This window comes from Phytopseudomonas flavescens, from assembly GCF_900100535.1.
Classification (GTDB): Bacteria; Pseudomonadota; Gammaproteobacteria; order Pseudomonadales; family Pseudomonadaceae; genus Aquipseudomonas; species Aquipseudomonas flavescens.
In genome coordinates this window covers 113,918-132,082 of record NZ_FNDG01000005.1, presented here as the reverse complement: position 1 = coordinate 132,082, position 18,165 = coordinate 113,918, and the positions used below count along the sequence as shown (strand labels likewise).

General features: G+C 64.8%; 13 protein-coding genes and 2 pseudogenes. 8 read left to right on the top strand and 7 right to left on the bottom strand.

The window, feature by feature from the left end:
- Positions 1 to 40: 40 nt before the first annotated feature.
- Together plsB and BLR94_RS08340 are read right to left on the bottom strand one after the other, a co-directional pair.
- Entirely contained in the window at positions 41 to 2,524 is a 2,484-nt protein-coding gene (gene plsB, locus BLR94_RS08345; RefSeq protein WP_084304299.1) for a glycerol-3-phosphate 1-O-acyltransferase PlsB, read from the bottom strand.
- Between the two features lie 154 nt (positions 2,525 to 2,678).
- Positions 2,679 to 4,946 carry a putative bifunctional diguanylate cyclase/phosphodiesterase gene (locus tag BLR94_RS08340; protein ID WP_084304298.1) on the bottom strand — a complete coding sequence of 756 codons (2,268 nt, stop codon included), beginning with the start codon at positions 4,944 to 4,946 and terminating at the stop codon, positions 2,679 to 2,681.
- A gap of 402 nt (positions 4,947 to 5,348) precedes the next feature.
- Between BLR94_RS08340 and BLR94_RS08335 the strand changes: the two genes are divergently transcribed.
- The 5 genes and pseudogenes from BLR94_RS08335 to BLR94_RS08315 all read left to right on the top strand — a co-directional run bounded on the left by BLR94_RS08335 (position 5,349) and on the right by BLR94_RS08315 (position 10,482).
- Positions 5,349 to 6,617, top strand: a complete 1,269-nt coding sequence (locus tag BLR94_RS08335; RefSeq protein WP_084304297.1) for an SfnB family sulfur acquisition oxidoreductase — start codon at positions 5,349 to 5,351, stop codon at positions 6,615 to 6,617.
- A gap of 3 nt (positions 6,618 to 6,620) precedes the next feature.
- A complete protein-coding gene (locus tag BLR94_RS08330; protein ID WP_084304296.1) occupies positions 6,621 to 7,820 on the top strand; it encodes an SfnB family sulfur acquisition oxidoreductase in 1,200 nt (399 codons plus the stop codon).
- Positions 7,821 to 7,950: 130 nt separating this feature from the next.
- Positions 7,951 to 8,745 carry a MetQ/NlpA family ABC transporter substrate-binding protein gene (locus tag BLR94_RS08325; protein ID WP_084304295.1) on the top strand — a complete coding sequence of 265 codons (795 nt, stop codon included), beginning with the start codon at positions 7,951 to 7,953 and terminating at the stop codon, positions 8,743 to 8,745.
- A 59-nt stretch (positions 8,746 to 8,804) separates the two neighbouring features.
- A pseudogene (locus tag BLR94_RS08320) lies at positions 8,805 to 9,845 on the top strand (methionine ABC transporter ATP-binding protein); the annotation flags it as partial.
- Entirely contained in the window at positions 9,829 to 10,482 is a 654-nt protein-coding gene (locus BLR94_RS08315; protein ID WP_084304293.1) for a methionine ABC transporter permease, read from the top strand. The pseudogene BLR94_RS08320 and the gene BLR94_RS08315, both read left to right, overlap by 17 nt.
- Positions 10,483 to 10,828: 346 nt before the next feature.
- Here the strand turns inward: BLR94_RS08315 and BLR94_RS08310 are convergent, their stop codons facing one another.
- Positions 10,829 to 11,338, bottom strand: coding sequence for an Lrp/AsnC family transcriptional regulator (locus BLR94_RS08310; protein ID WP_084304292.1), 510 nt, complete (start codon positions 11,336 to 11,338; stop codon positions 10,829 to 10,831).
- A 181-nt stretch (positions 11,339 to 11,519) separates the two neighbouring features.
- On the opposite strand from BLR94_RS08310, the gene BLR94_RS08305 reads away from it, so the two are divergent.
- The 3 genes from BLR94_RS08305 (at position 11,520) to BLR94_RS08295 (ending at position 13,563) form a co-directional block, all read left to right on the top strand.
- Positions 11,520 to 12,536, top strand: a complete 1,017-nt coding sequence (locus BLR94_RS08305) for a 1-aminocyclopropane-1-carboxylate deaminase (protein ID WP_084304291.1) — start codon at positions 11,520 to 11,522, stop codon at positions 12,534 to 12,536.
- Between the two features lie 136 nt (positions 12,537 to 12,672).
- Positions 12,673 to 13,137 carry a transketolase gene (locus tag BLR94_RS08300; protein ID WP_084304290.1) on the top strand — a complete coding sequence of 155 codons (465 nt, stop codon included), beginning with the start codon at positions 12,673 to 12,675 and terminating at the stop codon, positions 13,135 to 13,137.
- Between the two features lie 48 nt (positions 13,138 to 13,185).
- On the top strand, positions 13,186 to 13,563 hold the full coding sequence (locus BLR94_RS08295; RefSeq protein WP_084304289.1) for a hypothetical protein: 378 nt from the start codon (positions 13,186 to 13,188) through the stop codon (positions 13,561 to 13,563).
- 148 nt (positions 13,564 to 13,711) lie between these two features.
- On the opposite strand, the pseudogene BLR94_RS08290 reads toward BLR94_RS08295, so the two are convergent.
- From BLR94_RS08290 to BLR94_RS08270, 4 genes and pseudogenes are all read right to left on the bottom strand, one after another.
- A pseudogene (locus BLR94_RS08290) lies at positions 13,712 to 14,755 on the bottom strand (M20/M25/M40 family metallo-hydrolase); the annotation flags it as partial.
- Positions 14,756 to 15,013: 258 nt separating this feature from the next.
- Positions 15,014 to 15,952, bottom strand: a complete 939-nt coding sequence (locus BLR94_RS08280) for a LysR family transcriptional regulator (RefSeq protein ID WP_084304475.1) — start codon at positions 15,950 to 15,952, stop codon at positions 15,014 to 15,016.
- 112 nt (positions 15,953 to 16,064) lie between these two features.
- Positions 16,065 to 17,588 carry a tripartite tricarboxylate transporter permease gene (locus tag BLR94_RS08275; protein WP_084304287.1) on the bottom strand — a complete coding sequence of 508 codons (1,524 nt, stop codon included), beginning with the start codon at positions 17,586 to 17,588 and terminating at the stop codon, positions 16,065 to 16,067.
- Positions 17,585 to 18,115: a tripartite tricarboxylate transporter TctB family protein gene (locus tag BLR94_RS08270; RefSeq protein WP_084304286.1), complete on the bottom strand. Its 531-nt coding sequence runs from the start codon at positions 18,113 to 18,115 to the stop codon at positions 17,585 to 17,587. The genes BLR94_RS08275 and BLR94_RS08270 overlap by 4 nt, the downstream gene beginning before the upstream one ends.
- Between the last annotated feature and the right edge of the window lie 50 nt (positions 18,116 to 18,165).

Below are 18,165 nucleotides of genomic sequence, written 5' to 3'. Positions count from 1 at the left end.
CGCGTCCGGCCGGCATGACGGCCCGGGCCGGCCGCCGGGCCTAGAGTCCGTCCAGCAACCCCTCGCTGCGGTCCATGGTGACCTGGCGGATGGACAGGCGAATTTCCGCCGGCAGCACGCGTTTGGCGGCGCCTTCGGCCAGCTCGGCGAATTCAGGATGATGGCTGAGCTTGCCGGCGTCGTCCTGGCGCAGCACGCCCTGGTCGAGCAGGGTCTGGATGAAGTGGCGGAACAGGCTCTTGTCGAAGAATTCCGGCGCGTTCAGGCCATGCAGGATCGACAGGCGCTGGGCCATGACCGTACACAGGTCCTCCAGCTCCTCGGCACTGATGCTGTTCTGCCCGGCATTGAGCAGCAGTGCGCTGGCCATGTAGAAGCGCTGTAGCGTCTGGGCGATGGCGCGGGACAGCAGGGTCAGCAGCACGAAGTGTCGCGAACTGGGTGCCGGGCGCACGTACAAGTCGTTCTCGACCTTGAGCAGACCCTGTTCGACGAATGCCTCGAGCCACTGATCGACCACGCCTTCCAGTTCGTCCGCCGACCAGCGGATGTACAGTTCGGCCTGCAGATAGGGATACAGCGCGTGAACGAAGCGCAGGATCTGTTCGCGGCTCATCCGCCCGCTGCTCTGGAAGAAGCTCGCCAGCAGGCCGGGCAGGGCGAAGATGTGCAGCACGTTGTTGCGGTAGTAGGTCATCAGGATGGCATTCTGCTCGTCCAGATAGAGGATGCGCCCCAGGGCATCCTTCTGCTCGGACAGCAGCTGCATGCCGCGCACGTACTCGATCAGGGCCAGGCCATCGCCGTCTGGCAGGGTGGTGTGTGGTGAATAGGGCACGCGGCGCAGCAGGCTCTGGTAGAGGTCGAGGATGCGCGTCAGCGCGCGTTCATCCAGCGCCAGCTTGCTGGTGGAGAGCAGCGCCAGGGCCACCAGGTTGACCGGGTTGATCGCCGCCGCCTCGTTGAGGCGCTGGACCACCCGCTCGCCGAGGCGGTTGGTGGTCTCGTTGAGCCACGCAGGGCGATAGTCCGGCCCCAGGTTCTGGTCGCGCCAGTCGGGTTGCTGGCCATCGAGAAAACTGCCGAGCTTGATCGGTTCGCCGAAGTTGACCCACACGTGGCCGAAACGCTGCTTGAGTGCACCGATGACCTTGAAGATGTCGAAGATCGATTCCTTCTTCTTGCTCGCCCCACGCAGTTCGCCCAGGTAGGTACGGCCCTCCAGCACGCGCTCGTAGCCGATGTATACCGGCACGAACACCACCGGCAGGCGATGGTTCTGCAGGTAGCTGCGCAGGGTGATGGCGAGCATGCCGGTCTTCGGCCGCAGCATGCGGCCGGTGCGCGAACGGCCACCCTCGACGAAGTACTCCACCGGATAGCCCTTGCTGATCAAGGTGTGCAGGTACTCGTTGAACACCGCCGTATAGAGCGGGTTGCCCTTGAAGGTACGGCGCATGAAGAAGGCGCCGCCACGGCGCAGCAGGCCACCGATGACCGGCATGTTGAGGTTGATGCCGGCGGCGATGTGCGGCGGCGTCAGGCCATTGCGGAACAACAGGTAGGAGAGCAGCAGGTAATCGATGTGGCTGCGGTGGCAGGGCACGTAGATCACCTCGTGGCCCTGGGCTATGTCCTGCACTCCTTCGATATGGTTGACCTTGATGCCGTCGTAGATCTTGTTCCAGAACCAGGAGAGGATCAGCTCGAGAAAGCGGATCGCCGTATAGGTGTAGTCCGAGGCGATCTCGTTGCCATAACGCAGGGCCAGGGCCTCGGCCTTGTGCACCGAGATGTTCTCGCGCTCGGCCTCCTCGGCGATCGCCTGGCGGACCTGCGGGCCATGTACCAAACCCTTGACCAGGTTGCGCCGGTGCGACACGTCCGGGCCGATGACCGCTGCCTTCTGGTTGCGAAAGTGCACCCGCAGGATGCGCTGCACCATGCGCAGGGTGCGTTCCTGGCCCTTGTTCTGGGCGATCAGTTCGCGCAGCTGGATGGGGGTGGAAAACTGTACACGGGTGGTGCGGCCCAGGATCAGGATGCTGACCAGGCGGCGCAGGCGGCCGGTGACCGCCCAACTGTCGGCGAACAGCAGCTTCCAGGCACTGGTTTCGTGATCCGGTGACTGGCCCCAGAAGACGCTGACCGGGATGATCTGCGCCTCTTCGGCACGGTGCTCGCCGAGGGCGGTGACCATGCGTTGCAAGGTCGGTGAGATGCCGCGCTTGTCCTGGCGACCGAGCCAGTCGGGCTCCGGGGTCAGGTAGAAGAACGCAGCGGGCTCGATCTGCTCGCCCAGCGCCACGGGCAGTACGGGCCTGGGCAGGCCGGCCTTGGTGCATTCGTGGTCGAGCACCGCCAGTTCGCTGACCGAAGGCTGCTGCATCACGTAGAACACCGGCAGGCTGCGATCGAGCTTGAGGCTGAACGCCGACTGGTTGATGGTTTCCGAACGTACCCACAGGTACAGCAGGCGGCGCAGGGTTCCGAAGGCGAGGCGGCGGAGTGGGTTGCGGGTCATACGGCTCTGACAGTGGCGACGAGCCTAGGCCCGGGAGCGGCTAGTGTGCCGGATGCGTGGGGCACCGGCAAAAACTTGTAATCGATCCACGCTGCGCATGGCCCGCCTGCCGGCAGCGGGCCACCCGCGCAGGCGCCCGCCACCGCTCTGCGGCTCATCCTCCGGGCTTGGCCGTGCCCAGCCAGTCCGCCGCGATCGAGGATGGCAAGAGCGCTGCCAGGCCCTCGAAGCTGTCCTCGCCATCGAGCAGGCGTTGCATGTCGGGGGCCGAGCGCGGCCGGCTGAACCAGAATCCCTGGGCCAGGCGGCAGTGCTCCAGGCGCAGGAAGTCCAGGTGGCTGGTGTCTTCGACCCCTTCGGCTACCACTTCCAGACCGAGGCTCAGGCCCAGGCCGATGATGGCGCGGCTGATCACCCGCGAGTCCGGGTCGCGCGGCGTGCCGCAGATGAAACTCTTGTCCACCTTGAGGATGTGCAGCGGGAAACGCTTGAGATACCCCAGGGACGAATAGCCGGTACCGAAGTCGTCGAGGGCCAGTTGCACGCCCAGAGCCGCCAGCTCCCGCAGGCAGGCCAGGGTTTGCGCGCTGTCTTCCATCAACTGGCTTTCGGTGATCTCCAGCACCAGGCTGGCGGCGGGCAGGCCGGTCTTGTGCAGGATGCATTGCACCCGGTCGGCGAAGTCACCCTGTTGCAATTGCCGGCTGGACAGGTTGACCGAGCAGCGCAGGCGTGCCTGCCCGTTCACCTGCCAGGCGCGCACCTGGCGGCAGGCCTGCTCCAGCACCCAGTCGCCGACGGAGAGGATGGCGCCGGATTCTTCCAGGCCGGGGATGAACTCCATGGGCGAGATGGTCAGGCCCTGATGCTGCCAGCGCAGCAGGGCTTCCACGCCGACCAGTTGCGGGCGTTCGCGGTCGATGCGGCAGATCGGCTGGTAGCACAGGCTGAACTCGTTGCGGGCCAGGGCCTGGTTCAAGGCGTTCTGCAGCAGCAGTTTCTGCTGCGCCTGGTTCTGCAATTCCTTGCTGTAGTGAGCGAACTGCGCCTTGCCGGCGGCCTTGGCCCGGTACAGCGCCAGGTCGGCGGCCTGCAGGGCGTCCATTCCGGGGGTGCTGTCGTCCAGCGTGGCGATGCCGATGCTGGCGCTGACCACCAGCAGGTGTTGCTGTACCCGAATCGGCGGTTGCAGGCTGTCGAGCATGCGCTGGGCAACCGACTCGGCATCCTGCTTGCTGGCCAGGTCGTCGAGCAGCACGACGAATTCGTCGCCGCCGAAGCGGATCAGGTGGTCGCCGGGGCGCAGGCAATGCTGCAGACGGCGGGCCACCTCCACCAGCACCTGGTCGCCGACCTGGTGGCCGAGGCTGTCGTTGATCAGCTTGAAGCGATCCAGGTCGATGAACAGCAAGGCGGTTTCCCGCGCGCCGGGGCGGCCCTGGCGGCGGATGGCCTGGCTGAGCAGCTCGTGCAGCCGGGTGCGGTTGGACAAGCCGGTAAGCGGATCGTGGCGGGCGGCGTACTGCAGCTGTTCCTGGACCTGGCGGCGTTCGCTGATGTCGGTCTGCGAACCGGCCATGCGCCGCTCGCCGGGAGCGACCTGTTCGGCGACGCCGCGCACCAGCACCCACAGGTAGCTGTTGTCGCGGCGGCGCATGCGGTACTCGTGGTTGAGCGAAGGGCTGCGGCCCTGCAGATGATTGTCGATGGCCAGGCGCAGGCCGCCGAGGTCGTCGGGGTGCACCCGGGAGAACCAGCTGGCGCTGCGCTCGCCGAGCTGGTCGCGGTGCAGGTCGAGCATGCTCGCCCAGCGTTCCGAGCAGTACAGGTGGTCATGGTCGATGTGCCAGTCCCAGATCCCGTCGTTGGCCCCGCGCAGGGCCCGTGCGAAGCGCGCTTCACTGTCTTCCAGGGCCTTGCGCTGGGCGGCGCCGTAGGTATCCAGGGCCAGGCTGATATCGAAGAACACCGCCTTGAGCAGGCTGGCGAAGGTGTCGCAGGCCGGTTGCGTACCGAGCAGCGCATGCAGCATTTCGTGCAGATACAGGCGGTAGGCGCCCAGGTACCACTTCAGGTCGAGGCCGATCGTCTGGTGTACCCAGCCCACGCGCAGTCGGTCGAGCACATAACCCTGGTCGTGTGGCCCCTGCCACAGGCGGCGATAGTAATCGCTCTGGCTGTGCTTGAGGCGGGTCACGGTGTCGCTGTCGCCGATCAGGGTGGCGGGCACCGGGAATTCGCCCAGGCGGTCGTAGAGCCGCTCGAGAAAGGCGCCGTGGCCAGGCAGCACGCTGGCGCTGTCACGGCCCAGGCGCGCGCTGTCGGCCAGGCTCCAGTCGAGGAACTGCAAGCGCTGCTGGATTTCATCCTGCCCCAGGCCGAGGTGTTGCAGCAATTCCTGGAATTCCTGTTCGTGGCTCATGGCGGATCTCTGCGCGGCGAGGAAGAAGTCCGCCCGCCAGACCATTGGCGGCAGATGGGCGGCGTGACAGACCATGCGCTTCGCCACGCACCGCCTCCCCGCTCGTCACACAGCCCGCGCTGCGCTGGGCGCTGGAGGGCATGGCGTGCAGGAGGAGGCGATGTCGTGAGATGGCGAAAAGCCACTTCATATTAGGCTCAGGTGTGGCCCCGACCATTGATCGGCGTCATTAGGCCAGCTGGCGAGGTGGTTCACAGGGGCACTGTGAGAAGCGCGCCTGACCGTATAAGTTTATTCTAAAAAGCTATTTAATTAATTTGCATACCTTCAATTAGGGTATATGGATTCTGCGCCGGCATGGCCGTTGTCCTGCCTGCGCCCCTCCCGTTGATCGAGGTGTGTATGGTTGTTCCGACGGCTGCCGAGCGCGGCGATCCCTCCCAGGCCACGGCCCGCGACGCCGAACCCGATGTCGCGCCGCGACTGCTCCCGGCGCGTATCCTGCAGAACGACGAGGAGGCACTGTTCGCCGCCCGCGCCCTGGCCGAGGCGGCCGCCGCCGAGGTGGTGGTGCGTGACCGAGAGCGACGCCTGCCCTGGGCACTGGTCGAGCAGTTCACCGCCAGTGGCCTGGGCAGCATCGCGGTGCCCCGTGAGTACGGTGGGCCGCAGGTGGCCTACAGCACCATCGCCGAGGTGTTCCGCCTGATTTCCGCGGTGGATCCGGCGCTCGGGCAGATTCCGCAGAACCAGTTCGGCATGCTCGCCCTGCTGCAGTTGCTGGCCACCCCTGCGCAGCGCCAGCGTCTGTTCGGCAGCGTGCTGCAAGGCTGGCGCATCGGCAATGCCGGGCCGGAGCGTCACAGCAAGCACACCCTCGACCTGCGTGCCCGCCTGCAGCGCGACGGCGAGCGCTATGTGGTCAGCGGCGAGAAGTTCTACTCCACCGGTGCGCTGTTCGCCCACTGGGTGGCGGTCAAGGTGCTCGACGAGCAGGAGCGGCCGGTGCTGGCGCTGATCCAGCGCGGGCGCCAGGGACTGCGTATCGTCGACGACTGGTCCGGCTTCGGCCAGCGCACCACCGCCAGCGGCACGGTGCTGCTGGATCGGGTCGAGGTCGATGCAGACAACCTGGTCCCGCTCTGGCAGTTCGGCGAGCGGCCCAGTATCCAGGGCGCCGCTTCGCAGTTGATCCAGGCCGCCATCGATGCCGGTATCGCCGCCGGCGCGTTGAACGATGCGATTGCCTTCATCCGCGACAAGTCGCGGCCCTGGGTCGATGCCAATGTCGAGCGAGCCAGCGACGACCCCTACGTGATCGCCGATATCGGCCGTCTGCATGTCGACCTGCATGCTGCCGAAGCGCTGCTGCGCAAGGCTGCCCAGGTGCTCGACGAGGTCAGTGCCGGTGCCATCGACGCCGATGCCGCGGCGCGCGCCTCGATCGCCGTCGCCGAAGCCAAGGTGCTGACCACCGAGGTCAGTCTGCTGGCCAGCGAGAAACTGCTGGAACTGGCCGGTAGCCGCGCCACCCTGGCCGAGTTCGGCCTCGACCGGCATTGGCGCAACGCCCGTACCCACACCCTGCACGACCCGGTGCGCTGGAAGTACCACGCGGTCGGCGCCTACCACCTCAATGGGCGGCATCCCGCCCGTCACTCCTGGATCTGAGCCATGAATGCAGCCTTGAATCCCGCGCCGGCCCTGATCGGCAGCGACGCCGAAGCCCTGCAGGTCGCCAATGGCCTGGCCGAGGCGTTTCGCGCCGGTGCCGCCCGGCGCGACCGCGACCGCCAGTTGCCGCACGACGAGCTGGAACAGTTCAGCCGCTCCGGGCTGTGGGCCATCAGCGTCCCCAGGGCGTTCGGCGGCGCCGGCGTATCGAATGTCACCCTGGCCCGGGTGATCGCCCGCATCGCCCAGGCCGACGGCTCCCTGGGGCAGATCCCGCAGAACCATTTCTATGCCCTCGAGGTGCTGCGCAACACCGGCACCCCCGAGCAGCAGCGCCGTCTGTACGGCGAGGTGCTGCAGGGCGCACGCTTCGGCAACGCTCTGGCCGAACTGGGCACCAGGACCTCCCAGGATCGCGCCACGCGGCTGATCGCCGAAGGTGAAAACTTCCGTATCGACGGGCGCAAGTTCTACGCCACCGGTGCCTTGTACGCCCAGCGAATCCCCACCCTGGCGGTGGACGAGCAGGGCGTCGGCCACCTGGCCTTCGTGCCGCGCGAGGCGCCAGGGCTGGAAATCATCGACGACTGGAGCGGCTTCGGCCAGCGCACCACGGGCAGCGGCTCGGTGCTGTTGCAACAGGTGCCGGTCGACGCCGCGGACGTGGTGCCGTTCCAGGCCGCGTTCGAGCGGCCCACCGCGGTAGGGCCCCTGGCCCAGCTGCTGCATGCGGCCATCGATATCGGCATCGCCCGCGCCGCCTACGAAGACACCCTGAGTTTCGTGCGCAACAGTTCACGGCCGTGGATCGACGCGGGCGTGGACAAGGCCAGCGACGATCCGCTGACCCTCAAGGCGATAGGCCGCCTGGCGATTCACCTGCATGCCGCCGAGGCGCTGCTCGAACGTGCCGGCGAAGCGGTCGATTTGGCCCAGGCTGAGCCCGATGTGGCGAGCGTGGCGGCGGCCTCGATCGCCGTGGCTGAGGCGCGGGCGATCGGCACCGAAACCTCCCTGGCGCTGTCCAGCAAGCTGCCCGAACTGGCCGGCAGCCGCGGCACCCTGGCCGAACACAACCTGGACCGCCACTGGCGCAACGCGCGTACCCACACCCTGCACGACCCGGTGCGCTGGAAGTACCACGCGGTGGGTAACTACTACCTCAACGACGCCCTGCCACCACGCCGGGGCACCCTGTGATGGCCCGGCGGGCCAGCCGTGGCCTGTTCGTCGCGGCGTGTGCACGCCCCTGCGGGACAACCTGCCAGGTACTGGCCCGCGATTGCCAGTCCTGCAGACAACTCTCACTGATCGACCAAGGATGACACCCATGTCTACGTTACTGAAAACCCTCGCACTGGGTACCCTGCTGAGCCTATGCGGCCAGGCCCTGGCGGCGCCCCCGCTCAAGCTCGGCACCACCGCGGCCTTCGCCCCGGCGCTGGAAGTGGCAGTGGCCGAAGCCAAAAAGCAGGGCCTGGAGGTGGAGCTTATCGAGTTCAGCGACTGGATCGCGCCCAACGTCAGCCTGGCCAACGGCGACATCGACGTGAACTACTACCAGCACGTGCCGTTCCTCGAGAACGCCAAGAAGGACGGCGGCTACGACCTGGTGCCCTATGCGCCGGGGATCATCAACAAGCTCGGCCTGTACTCCAAGAAGTACCAGGACTTTGCCAGCTTGCCCGAGGGGGCCACGGTGGCCATCGCCAACGATCCGGTCAATGGCGGGCGCGGCCTGCTGCTGTTGCAGCGTGCCGGGCTGATCACCCTCAAGCCGGGCGTTGGCTACCGCGCCACCCTGGAGGACATCACCAGCAACCCGAAGGACATTCGCATCATCGAGCTGGAGGCCGTGCAACTGGTGCGTGCGCTGGATGAGGTCGACCTGGCCCAGGGCTACCCGCACTACATCCGTCTGGCCGGCACTCACGATCCCGAGTCGGCGCTGCTGTTCGACGGCGTCGAGAACCCGGAGTACATCATCCAGTTCGTCATCCGCCCGGCCAGCAAGGATGACCCGCGGCTGCGCCAGTTCGTCGACATCTACCAGCATTCACCGGTCGTGCGCGCGGCCCTCGACAAGGCCTATGGCACGCTCTACCAGCCGGGTTGGGAACACTGAGCATGAGCGGCTTCGATCCCCACCTGCAGCAGGTCGCCCGGGCCCGCCAGGACGGCGAAGCGCAACTGCGCTTCGTCGGCCTCAACAAGGTCTACCAGGGCGCCGAGGGCCCGGTGCAGGCGCTGCGCGACATCGACCTGAGCATCACCCGGGCCGAGGTGTTCGGCATCATCGGCCGCAGCGGCGCCGGCAAGTCGTCGCTGATCCGCACCATCAATCGCCTGGAGAGGCCGAGCGACGGCCAGGTGCTGATCGACGGCGAGGACATCGGCCTGCTCGACGAGGATCATCTGGTGCAGTTGCGCCGCCGCATCGGCATGATCTTCCAGCATTTCAACCTGATGTCGGCCAAGACCGTGTGGCAGAACGTCGAGCTGCCGCTGCGGGTGGCCGGGGTGCCGCGCGAGCAGCGCCAGCGCAAGGTGCGCGAGCTGCTGGAGCTGGTTGGCCTGCAGGACAAGCACGGCGCCTACCCGGCGCAGTTGTCCGGCGGCCAGAAGCAGCGCGTGGGCATCGCCCGTGCCCTGGTGCACGACCCGCAGATCCTGCTGTGCGACGAGGCCACTTCGGCCCTCGACCCGGAAACCACCCAGGCGATCCTCGCCCTGCTGCGCGAGATCAATCGGCGCCTGGGGCTGACCATCGTGCTGATCACCCACGAGATGGCGGTGATCCGCGACATCTGCGACCGCGTGGTGGTGCTCGAGCAGGGCGAAGTGGTCGAGCAGGGCGAGGTCTGGCGGGTCTTCGGAGCACCACGCCATGCGGTCACCCGCACCTTGCTGGCGCCGCTGCGCCACGGCTTGCCGGCGGACGTACAGGCGCGCCTCAGCGAGCGCCAGCAACGACCGGACGATGCCGTGGTGCTGCGTCTGCAGTTTTCCGGCAGCAACCCCGAGCCGGACCTTGGCGCGGTGGCCGGTGCACTTGGCGGCCGCCTGGCATTGCTCGATGGGGGCATCGAACGCATTCAGGGGCATGCCCTGGGTTACCTGCTGCTGGCGGTGAGCGCCTCCCCGCATGACGGCGAGGCACTGGTGAACAATGCCCGTCGGTTGGCGGATCACGTGGAGGTACTGGGTTATGTCGCTGCTGCTTGAGCGTCTCTGGCAGGCGTTTCTCGACACCCTGCTGATGGTCGGCGTGTCGTCGCTGCTGGCCCTGCTGGCGGGGATTCCGCTGGCGGTGTTCCTGGTCACCAGCAGCCAGGGCGGGATCTTCGCGGCGCCGCGCCTGAATCAGCTGCTGGGTAGCTTCGTCAATCTGTTCCGCTCGATTCCCTTCCTGATTCTGATGGTCGCGCTGATCCCCTTCACCCGCTGGGTGGTCGGCACCAGCTATGGTGTGTGGGCCGCCGTGGTGCCGCTGACCATCGCCGCCACGCCGTTCTTCGCGCGGATTGCCGAAGTCAGCCTGCGCGAGGTCGACCATGGCCTGATCGAAGCGGCCCAGGCCATGGGCTGTCGGCGCTGGCACATCGTCTGGCACGTGCTGCTGCCCGAGGCACTGCCGGGCATCGTCGGCGGCTTCACCATCACCCTGGTGACCATGATCAACTCCTCGGCCATGGCCGGCGCCATCGGTGCCGGCGGCCTCGGCGACCTGGCCTACCGTTACGGCTACCAGCGCTTCGACAGCCAGGTGATGCTCAGCGTGATCGTCGCCCTGGTGGTGCTGGTCAGCCTGATCCAGTTCGCCGGCGACCGCCTGGCCAGGGGGCTGAACAAGCGGGCCTAGGGGTGGCCAGAAAGCTTCAAGTCGTAGGATGGACGTCGCTTCATCCGCCACCGCTCTGCAATCGCAGGGGCGGATGAAAAGAGTGTCGTGACAACGGTCATGTGTCGGCCTTGGGGGCAGATGAACCTGCTGCGGGGGATGGCAGCCATAAGGTGCGAGCGGCCTTCTGCGAGCCATTGTGGGAGCGGGCCACGCCCGCCATTTCGTGCGCATGGCGTGCCCCCCACAACAGCAGGCCAATGAGTGCTTCTGCCTTTGAACTGTCACGCAACACCGGTTCGCGGTGTTCGCTGTGCTGATGCGCGTACGCACCAACAATCAACCTGGCTTCGGGTTGTCTTGAGCTTCAAAGGGGGATGTGGGTCGTCGACAGAACCTGGCGCAACCCCATGAACGAGCGAATCTGGCGAACTCCGGGCAGGTAAAGCAATTGCTCCGCGTGGAGCCGGTTGAAACTGTTGCTGTCCTTGGTGCGCAGCAACATGAAGTAGTCGAACTCCCCCGTCACCACATGGCACTCCATGCAGCCCGACACTTTTTGTGCGGCCGCTTCGAATGCAGCGAAGGATTCCGGTGTGGAGCGATCCAGCACCACGCCGATCAACACCACCATCCCCGCCTCCAGCGCTTCATTGTCCAGCAGTGCGACGATGCCCTTGATCAGACCCACCTGCTTGAGCCGCTCGACGCGCCTGAGGCAAGCCGGCGCACTCAACTTCACCCTCTCTGCAAGCGCCACATTGGAGATGGAAGCATCTCGCTGCAGGGCCTTGAGAATGGCACGGTCGGTTCGATCCAGCGGCTGTGGCCGCGAGCCTGTTTCGCCTGGCTTGTTGTGGTTGTTTGTTGTGCTCATATAGGGTTTTTCATAATAAAATTGTGTTTAATAAATATTTATATTTCTTATATTTCTTTATTCGTTGGTAATTTGCAACACGAATTCTTCGAATATTTCTTAGTATTGAATTCCATCGAAGCCAGCCTGAAAGAGTCTGGAATGCAGGCGCTTGGATATCCAATAGCCAAGGAGCAGTGTCATGAACCTGAATCGTTTTGAACGTTATCCGTTGACCTTCGGTCCTTCCCCCATCACACCGTTGAAGCGCCTCGGTGAGCATCTGGGTGGCAAGGTCGAGTTGTATGCCAAACGCGAAGACTGCAACAGTGGCCTGGCCTTCGGCGGGAACAAAACGCGCAAGCTCGAATATTTGATTCCCGAAGCGATCGAGCAAGGCTGCGATACCCTGGTCTCCATCGGGGGCATCCAGTCGAACCAGACCCGCCAGGTGGCCGCCGTTGCCGCTCACCTGGGCATGAAGTGCGTGCTGGTGCAGGAAAACTGGGTGAATTACTCCGATGTCGTGTACGACCGGGTCGGCAACATAGAGCTGTCCCGCATCATGGGGGCGGACGTACGACTGGACGCCGCAGGGTTCGATATCGGTATCCGGCCCAGCTGGGAGAAGGCCATGAACGACGTGGTGGAGCGGGGGGGCAAGCCATTCCCGATACCGGCGGGTTGTTCCGAACATCCCTACGGCGGCCTCGGGTTCGTCGGCTTTGCCGAGGAAGTGCGGGAGCAGGAAAAACAACTGGGGTTCAAATTCGACTACATCGTGGTCTGCTCCGTGACCGGCAGTACCCAGGCCGGCATGGTCGTGGGTTTCGCTGCGGACGGCCGTTCGAAGAACGTTATCGGCATTGATGCCTCGGCCAAGCCGGAGAAAACCAAGGCACAGATCCTGCGCATCGCCCGGCACACCGCTGAGCTGGTGGAGCTGGGTCGCGAGATCACAGAAGACGACGTGGTGCTCGATACGCGCTTCGCCTACCCGGAATATGGTTTGCCCAACGAAGGTACGCTGGAAGCCATTCGTCTGTGCGGGAGCCTGGAAGGCGTGCTCACCGATCCGGTGTACGAGGGGAAATCCATGCACGCAATGATTGAAATGGTCCGCCGTGGCGAGTTCCCCGAAGGCTCGAAGGTGCTTTACGCACATTTGGGCGGTGCACCTGCGCTGAGTGCCTACAGCTTCCTGTTCCGCAACGGTTGATTGACGTCAATTGCCTGTAGGCGCGAGTTTGCTCACGAGGCGCTGGACGAGTCGGCATCGATGTCGGAGTCACGCCTTCATCGTCGGATCGTCGCCCGGAGCAAGCTGCGTCTACCGAGCCGCCGGGAGTACCGCCATGCATGCCATATCGCAATCCGCAGTCTGGATAAAGGAACCTTCGGCGGATGTCGGGGTGGTCATCATTACCAGCGCTGCGTTGCCCCACTATCTGATCGACAAGCTTCACATGGCGATAGATGACTGGAGCCAGGTGGCTTATCTGGCCGTCAAGCAATCCGAGGCGTTGATGGTCGACTGGTTGCGTGTCGGAGCTGGCGCGGAACAATCTGCTGGGCGCGACGCCTGTTATGCCAGCCAACTGTTGCGCTCCGTCTCCCACGGAAGCTTCTTACTGGATGTCGAAGTTGGCACGGTTCCTGGCCTTACCTGGTTGGGCTCCGTCCGCGGCCACCCGCTGCGCGTGGTCGAGCTTGGGGAAATAGCCTCATCTACCGAGGCGATGAATCGACAGGTGGAAGAGGTGTTGTCGGCGACGCGGAGTCTGGCGAAAAGCGTGCTGCAGGCACGCGGCGTCATTTAACCGATGTCCCTCACCAATTCGCCAAATGCAACGAGAATGGCAAAGCCTATGAGCCAAACTGCCGATCGTTGTAGCAACGCAATGAAGTGGATACGCGAGCCTTCAAGTTGCACGCGTGTCGTGGTCATCGCGTGTGGGCTCGAGAGCGATCATATCGATCTGATCCATCAAGGTTTCAGCTGTTTTGACACTGTTGCGTTGATCCATGTCGATGCTGTGCGCACTGTGCCCGGCAAGCTCGTTGAAGTGCGAGTGACCAAGGGTGACTACCGTTTCGTGGTGTTCGGTGAACTTGACGAGCGTTTATTGCATGACCTGTCCATTGGTGAACCCTGCATCTACCCGATAGCATCGGGCGGGGTGGCTGAGCGTTCCGTCATTTCGGCAGTAGAACAAGTGAAAAGCCTCGCCCGACAGACTGTGTGAAAACGACTGCGCTCGGTCATGCGGCGTTAAAAACCGGCTCAGAATGCTCATTTACAACTCTTCGCGGCTCGTGCCTTGCCTCGCGGCAAAACGGGCTCCGGCGCGGCCGTGCGTGAAGCGTCAACGAGTGCCCGCTGTTGAGTGGCGCTCATTGCCAATGCGCCCGTAACTGATGTTCATGCGTCAGGCGTGCCGCGTCGTTGCCCAGATCCCAGAACAGCCCGGCCATGATTTGCAGGCTTTCCTTGACCACTGGTGCCAGCAAGTGCTCGTTTGGGGCATGCTGCGAGCAGGCCGGGTAAGAATGAGGTACCCACAAGGTTGGCAGACCGAGCACCTCGGCGAACACGTCGTTGGGCAGCGAGCCGCCGAGATTCGGCAGCAGCGCAGGCTTTTTGCCGGTGGTCTGCGCCAGGGAACCAAGCGCTCAATTGACCCACGGGCTTTGCGGATCGAGCCGGGTGGCGTGCATCACATCGATGCGGCTTTGTATGACCTCGACATTGCAGAAGCCATGAGCATCCAGGTGGGCCCGAACAGCCGGGATAAAGGTCGTGTAGTCGCTGTTCACCACGAAGCGGATATGGCAGTGGGCACTGGCTTTGCCAGGGATCGCATGCACGGGCGCTTCCGGGTTGCCGGTCTTGAAGGCAATGACGTCGAGGGTGTTCCAGCCGAACACCTTTTCGCTCGGCGAGAGCTCTGGATTGCCCCAGTTGGCGTCGATTTGCGGATCGCCCGGTCCTCCACCGACGTCAATATCGGCCAGTGCTTGTCGCACTGTTTCGGGTATTGTCTCAGGCGTCAGGCCTGCAACTTTCACCCGACCGTGTTCGTCGACCATGCTCGCGATGGCATTGGCCAGAATAATGCCGGGGTTGGCCAACAACCCGCCCCAGTTGCCCGAGTGATGAGCACCTTCGCGTAAACAGACCGCCAGCTCGAAGTTGAACACCCCGCGCGAACCGAGAAAGATCGTTGGTCGCGACGCCGCCAGGCGCGGGCCGTCCGAGGCGATGAAAATATCCGCCGCGAGTTCTTCAGCGTGCGTGGCACAGAATGCATTCAAGCCTGGCGAGCCTTCTTCTTCGCCCATTTCCAGCAGCAGTTTGACATTGAACCCCAGCTTGCCGTCGCGGGCCTTGAGTGTTTGCTCCAGCGCGGTCAGGTTGATCAAGTGCTGGCCTTTGTTGCGTCAGCACCCAGAAAGTGATGCCCAAGGCGATGAAAACGAGACCGGAGACCTGCTGCAGCCAGATGATGTTCAGCGTGATCGTCGCCCTGGTGGTGGTGGTGGTGGTCAGCCTGATCCAGTTCGCCGGCGACCGTGGCCAGCGGGCTGAACAAGCGAGGGAGCGCAGCGGCCGGAAACGCGGTCTGGCGAGTCAGCCCGGCCATTTCACGGGACTTGCGCCGACTCCTCCCGCTCGTGCGCAAGCGTCAACAGGCCCTAAGGTGCCGCGTGTTGATCCTTCACCGCATCGATGAACGCCTGCATCGCCGAGGACTGGATGCGATGGCGACGGGTGATCAGGCCATAAGGCGGCAGGCGCGGCACGAAGGTGATCGGCAGCACCTTGAGCAGGTGCTTGCCGGGGTAGTCGTTGATCACCGATACGGGCGTCACGCCGATCATGTCGGTCTGCTGCAAGAGCGACAGCAGGGTCATGATCGAGGTGGTTTCGACGATGCTGCTGGGAATGTCGACCCGTGCGTTGTGGAACGCCTGGTTGATGATGGTGCGCATGGGACTTGGGTGTTGTTGCAGCACCCAGGTCATGTCCTGCAGTTGCTCCCAGCTCAGGCTGGTTGCGGTGGCCATGGGGTGCTGGGCGCCGGCCACCACGCACAGGGTTTCCTCGCCGAGGCTGTCGAACAGCAGGTCGTCGGCGCGGGCGCGGTCGGGAATCCTGCCGAGCACCACGTCCAGCTGGTCCTGCTGCAGGGCCTGTACAAGCACGTCGCTGGTGTCGACCTGGATGCTCATGGACAGCCGCGGGTGGCTTTGCTTGAGGGTGGCGATGGTGCGCGTCAACAGGCCCGAGGCGAGCGCCGGAATGGCGCCGATGGTGACCCTCCCGAGGTTCCCCGACTCCAGGGCGACGAACTCCTCGCGCATGCCCGACAGCTCGGCGAAGATCATCTTGGCGTAGTAGATCGCCGTCTCGCCGAAGGCGGTGGCGCGCATGCCGCGTGGCAGGCGCTCGAACAGCTCGACGCCGAGCAGGCTCTCGGCCTCGTGGAGCATCTTGGTCGCCGCCGGCTGGGTCATGCCGATTTCTTCGGCGGCCCGGCGCAACGAGCCGAACTCCTGCAGGGCCAGCATCAGGCGCAGTTGCCGCAGGCGCAGACGGCTATGGATGATGCTGGGTTCGGGAATGCGCGACATGGCACGGCTCGTGGTGAGGGAACCGCGCAAGGGTGACAAGAAATCCCGGGGCCCGCCAGTCATCAGCGAGCGCCCCGGCGCGGTGGCCAGGAACAGCCCCGCCTGGCCTCGATCACGCGCCATGGCGAGCCTGTCGGGCTCGGCCGAGGCCGGCAATCGCCCTGAAACCGCTTGCCAGCAACGGCCAGAACAGCATCACCAGGGCCGCGCTGGTCAGGCTGCCGACCAGCAGGTTGGACCAGAAGATCGACAGTTGCCCGTCGGAGAACAGCATCGACTGGCGGAACGCGTCCTCCGCCTTGTCGCCCAGTACTGCGGCGAGGATCAGCGGTGCGATGGGGTAGCCGAGCTTCTTGAACAGGTAGCCCAGGGCGCCGAAGACCAGCATCAGGCCAACGTCGAACATCGAGTTGTGCACCGAGTAGGCGCCGATGGCGCAGACCATGACGATGATCGGCGCGATGATCGAGAAGGGAATGCGCAGGATCGAGGCGAACAGCGGCACGGTGGCCAGCACCACGATCAGGCTGACCACGTTGCCCAGGTACATGCTGGCGATCAGGCCCCAGACGAAGTCGTGCTGTTCGACGAATAGCGTCGGCCCCGGGTGCAGGCCCCAGATCATCAGGCCGCCGAGCATCACCGCAGCGGTCGCCGAACCGGGGATGCCGAGGGTCAGCATGGGTAGCAGGGCACTGGTGCCGGCGCTGTGGTCGGCGGTTTCCGGGGCGATCACGCCCTCCATTTCACCCTTGCCGAAGTTGTCGCGGTTCTTCGAGAAGCGGCGCGCCAGGCTGTAGCTCATGAACGAGGCGGCGGTCGGCCCGCCGGGGGTGACGCCCATCCAGCAGCCGACCAGAGCACTGCGCAGCCAGGTCAGCCAGTAGCGTGGCAACCTGGCCCAGGTGCGCAGGATGGTCATCGGCGTGATGCGCGCGCGCTCGCCGCGAAACACCAGGCCTTCCTCCACCGTGCAGAGGATCTCGCCGATACCGAACAGGCCGATCACCGCCACCTCGAAGCTCAGGCCGGAGAGCAGCCAGGGCTGGTCGTAGGTCAGGCGCAGTTCGCCGGATACGGTGTCCATGCCGACGGCGGCCATGGCGAAGCCGATCATCATCGCCACCACGGTCTTCAGTGGTGGGTTCTTGCTCATGCCGATGAAGGTGCAGAACGCCAGCAGGTACACCGCGAAGAATTCCGGCGAGCTGAACTGCATGGCGAATTCGGCGATGCGCGTGGACAGGAAGGTCAGCAGCAATACCCCGACCAGGGCACCGAGCAGCGCCGAGGTGAAGGCCGCGGTCAATGCCTCGCCGGCCTGGCCGTTGCGGGCCATGGGGTAGCCGTCGAAGGTGGTCGCCACCGACGAGGGTTCACCGGGGATGTTGAACAGGATCGAGGTGATCGAACCACCGAACAGCGCACCCCAGTACATGCACGACAGCAGGATGATCGCCGACACCGGTTGCATGGTGAAGGTCAGCGGCAGCAACAGCGCCACGCCATTGGGGGCACCAAGGCCGGGTAGCACGCCGACCAGGATGCCGAGCAGCACGCCGATCACCATCAGGCCGATGTGATGGGGGGTGAGGATCAGTGCCATGCCCTGCATCAGGGAGTCGATTTCGCTCATCGCGGCATTCCTCCGGCAACGGCTACCAGGTCACCCAGCACGCCGCTGTCCAGCGGCACCTTGAACCACAGGGCGAAGATCAGGTAGCTGGCCAGCGCCGCGCCACAGGAAATCGCCGCCATGGTAGGTATTGCATAAGGCTTGCTGCGCTGGCGGTCGCTCCACATGAACCAGGCGATGAATACCGCCGAGGCCAGGTAGATGCCGGCGAACGGCATGGCAGTGACGTACAGGGCGATGGGCACGAACACCGCCAGTACCTGGCGAAACGCCCGGCGACCGACGAAAGCGGCGCTCATCGCCGGGCTGCGCAACAGCGCCAGGATCAGGTTGCCGGCACTGGCGGCGGCCATCAGCAGGCCGATATAGAAGGGAAAATAACCGGCCTCGGGGCCTGTATCGCCCCAGCCGATGCCTATCTCGACACTGCCGAGCATGACGATGCCACCGAGTGCGGCGGTGAACAGTGCCAGGCCGCTTTCCACCCAGCGGGTGGCGACCAGCGGTGTATCCGTGGTGTTGGACATGCGTGTTTCCTCGCTGTGGGCCGACCCCGTGTGGCGACCGGCGGGCCGTG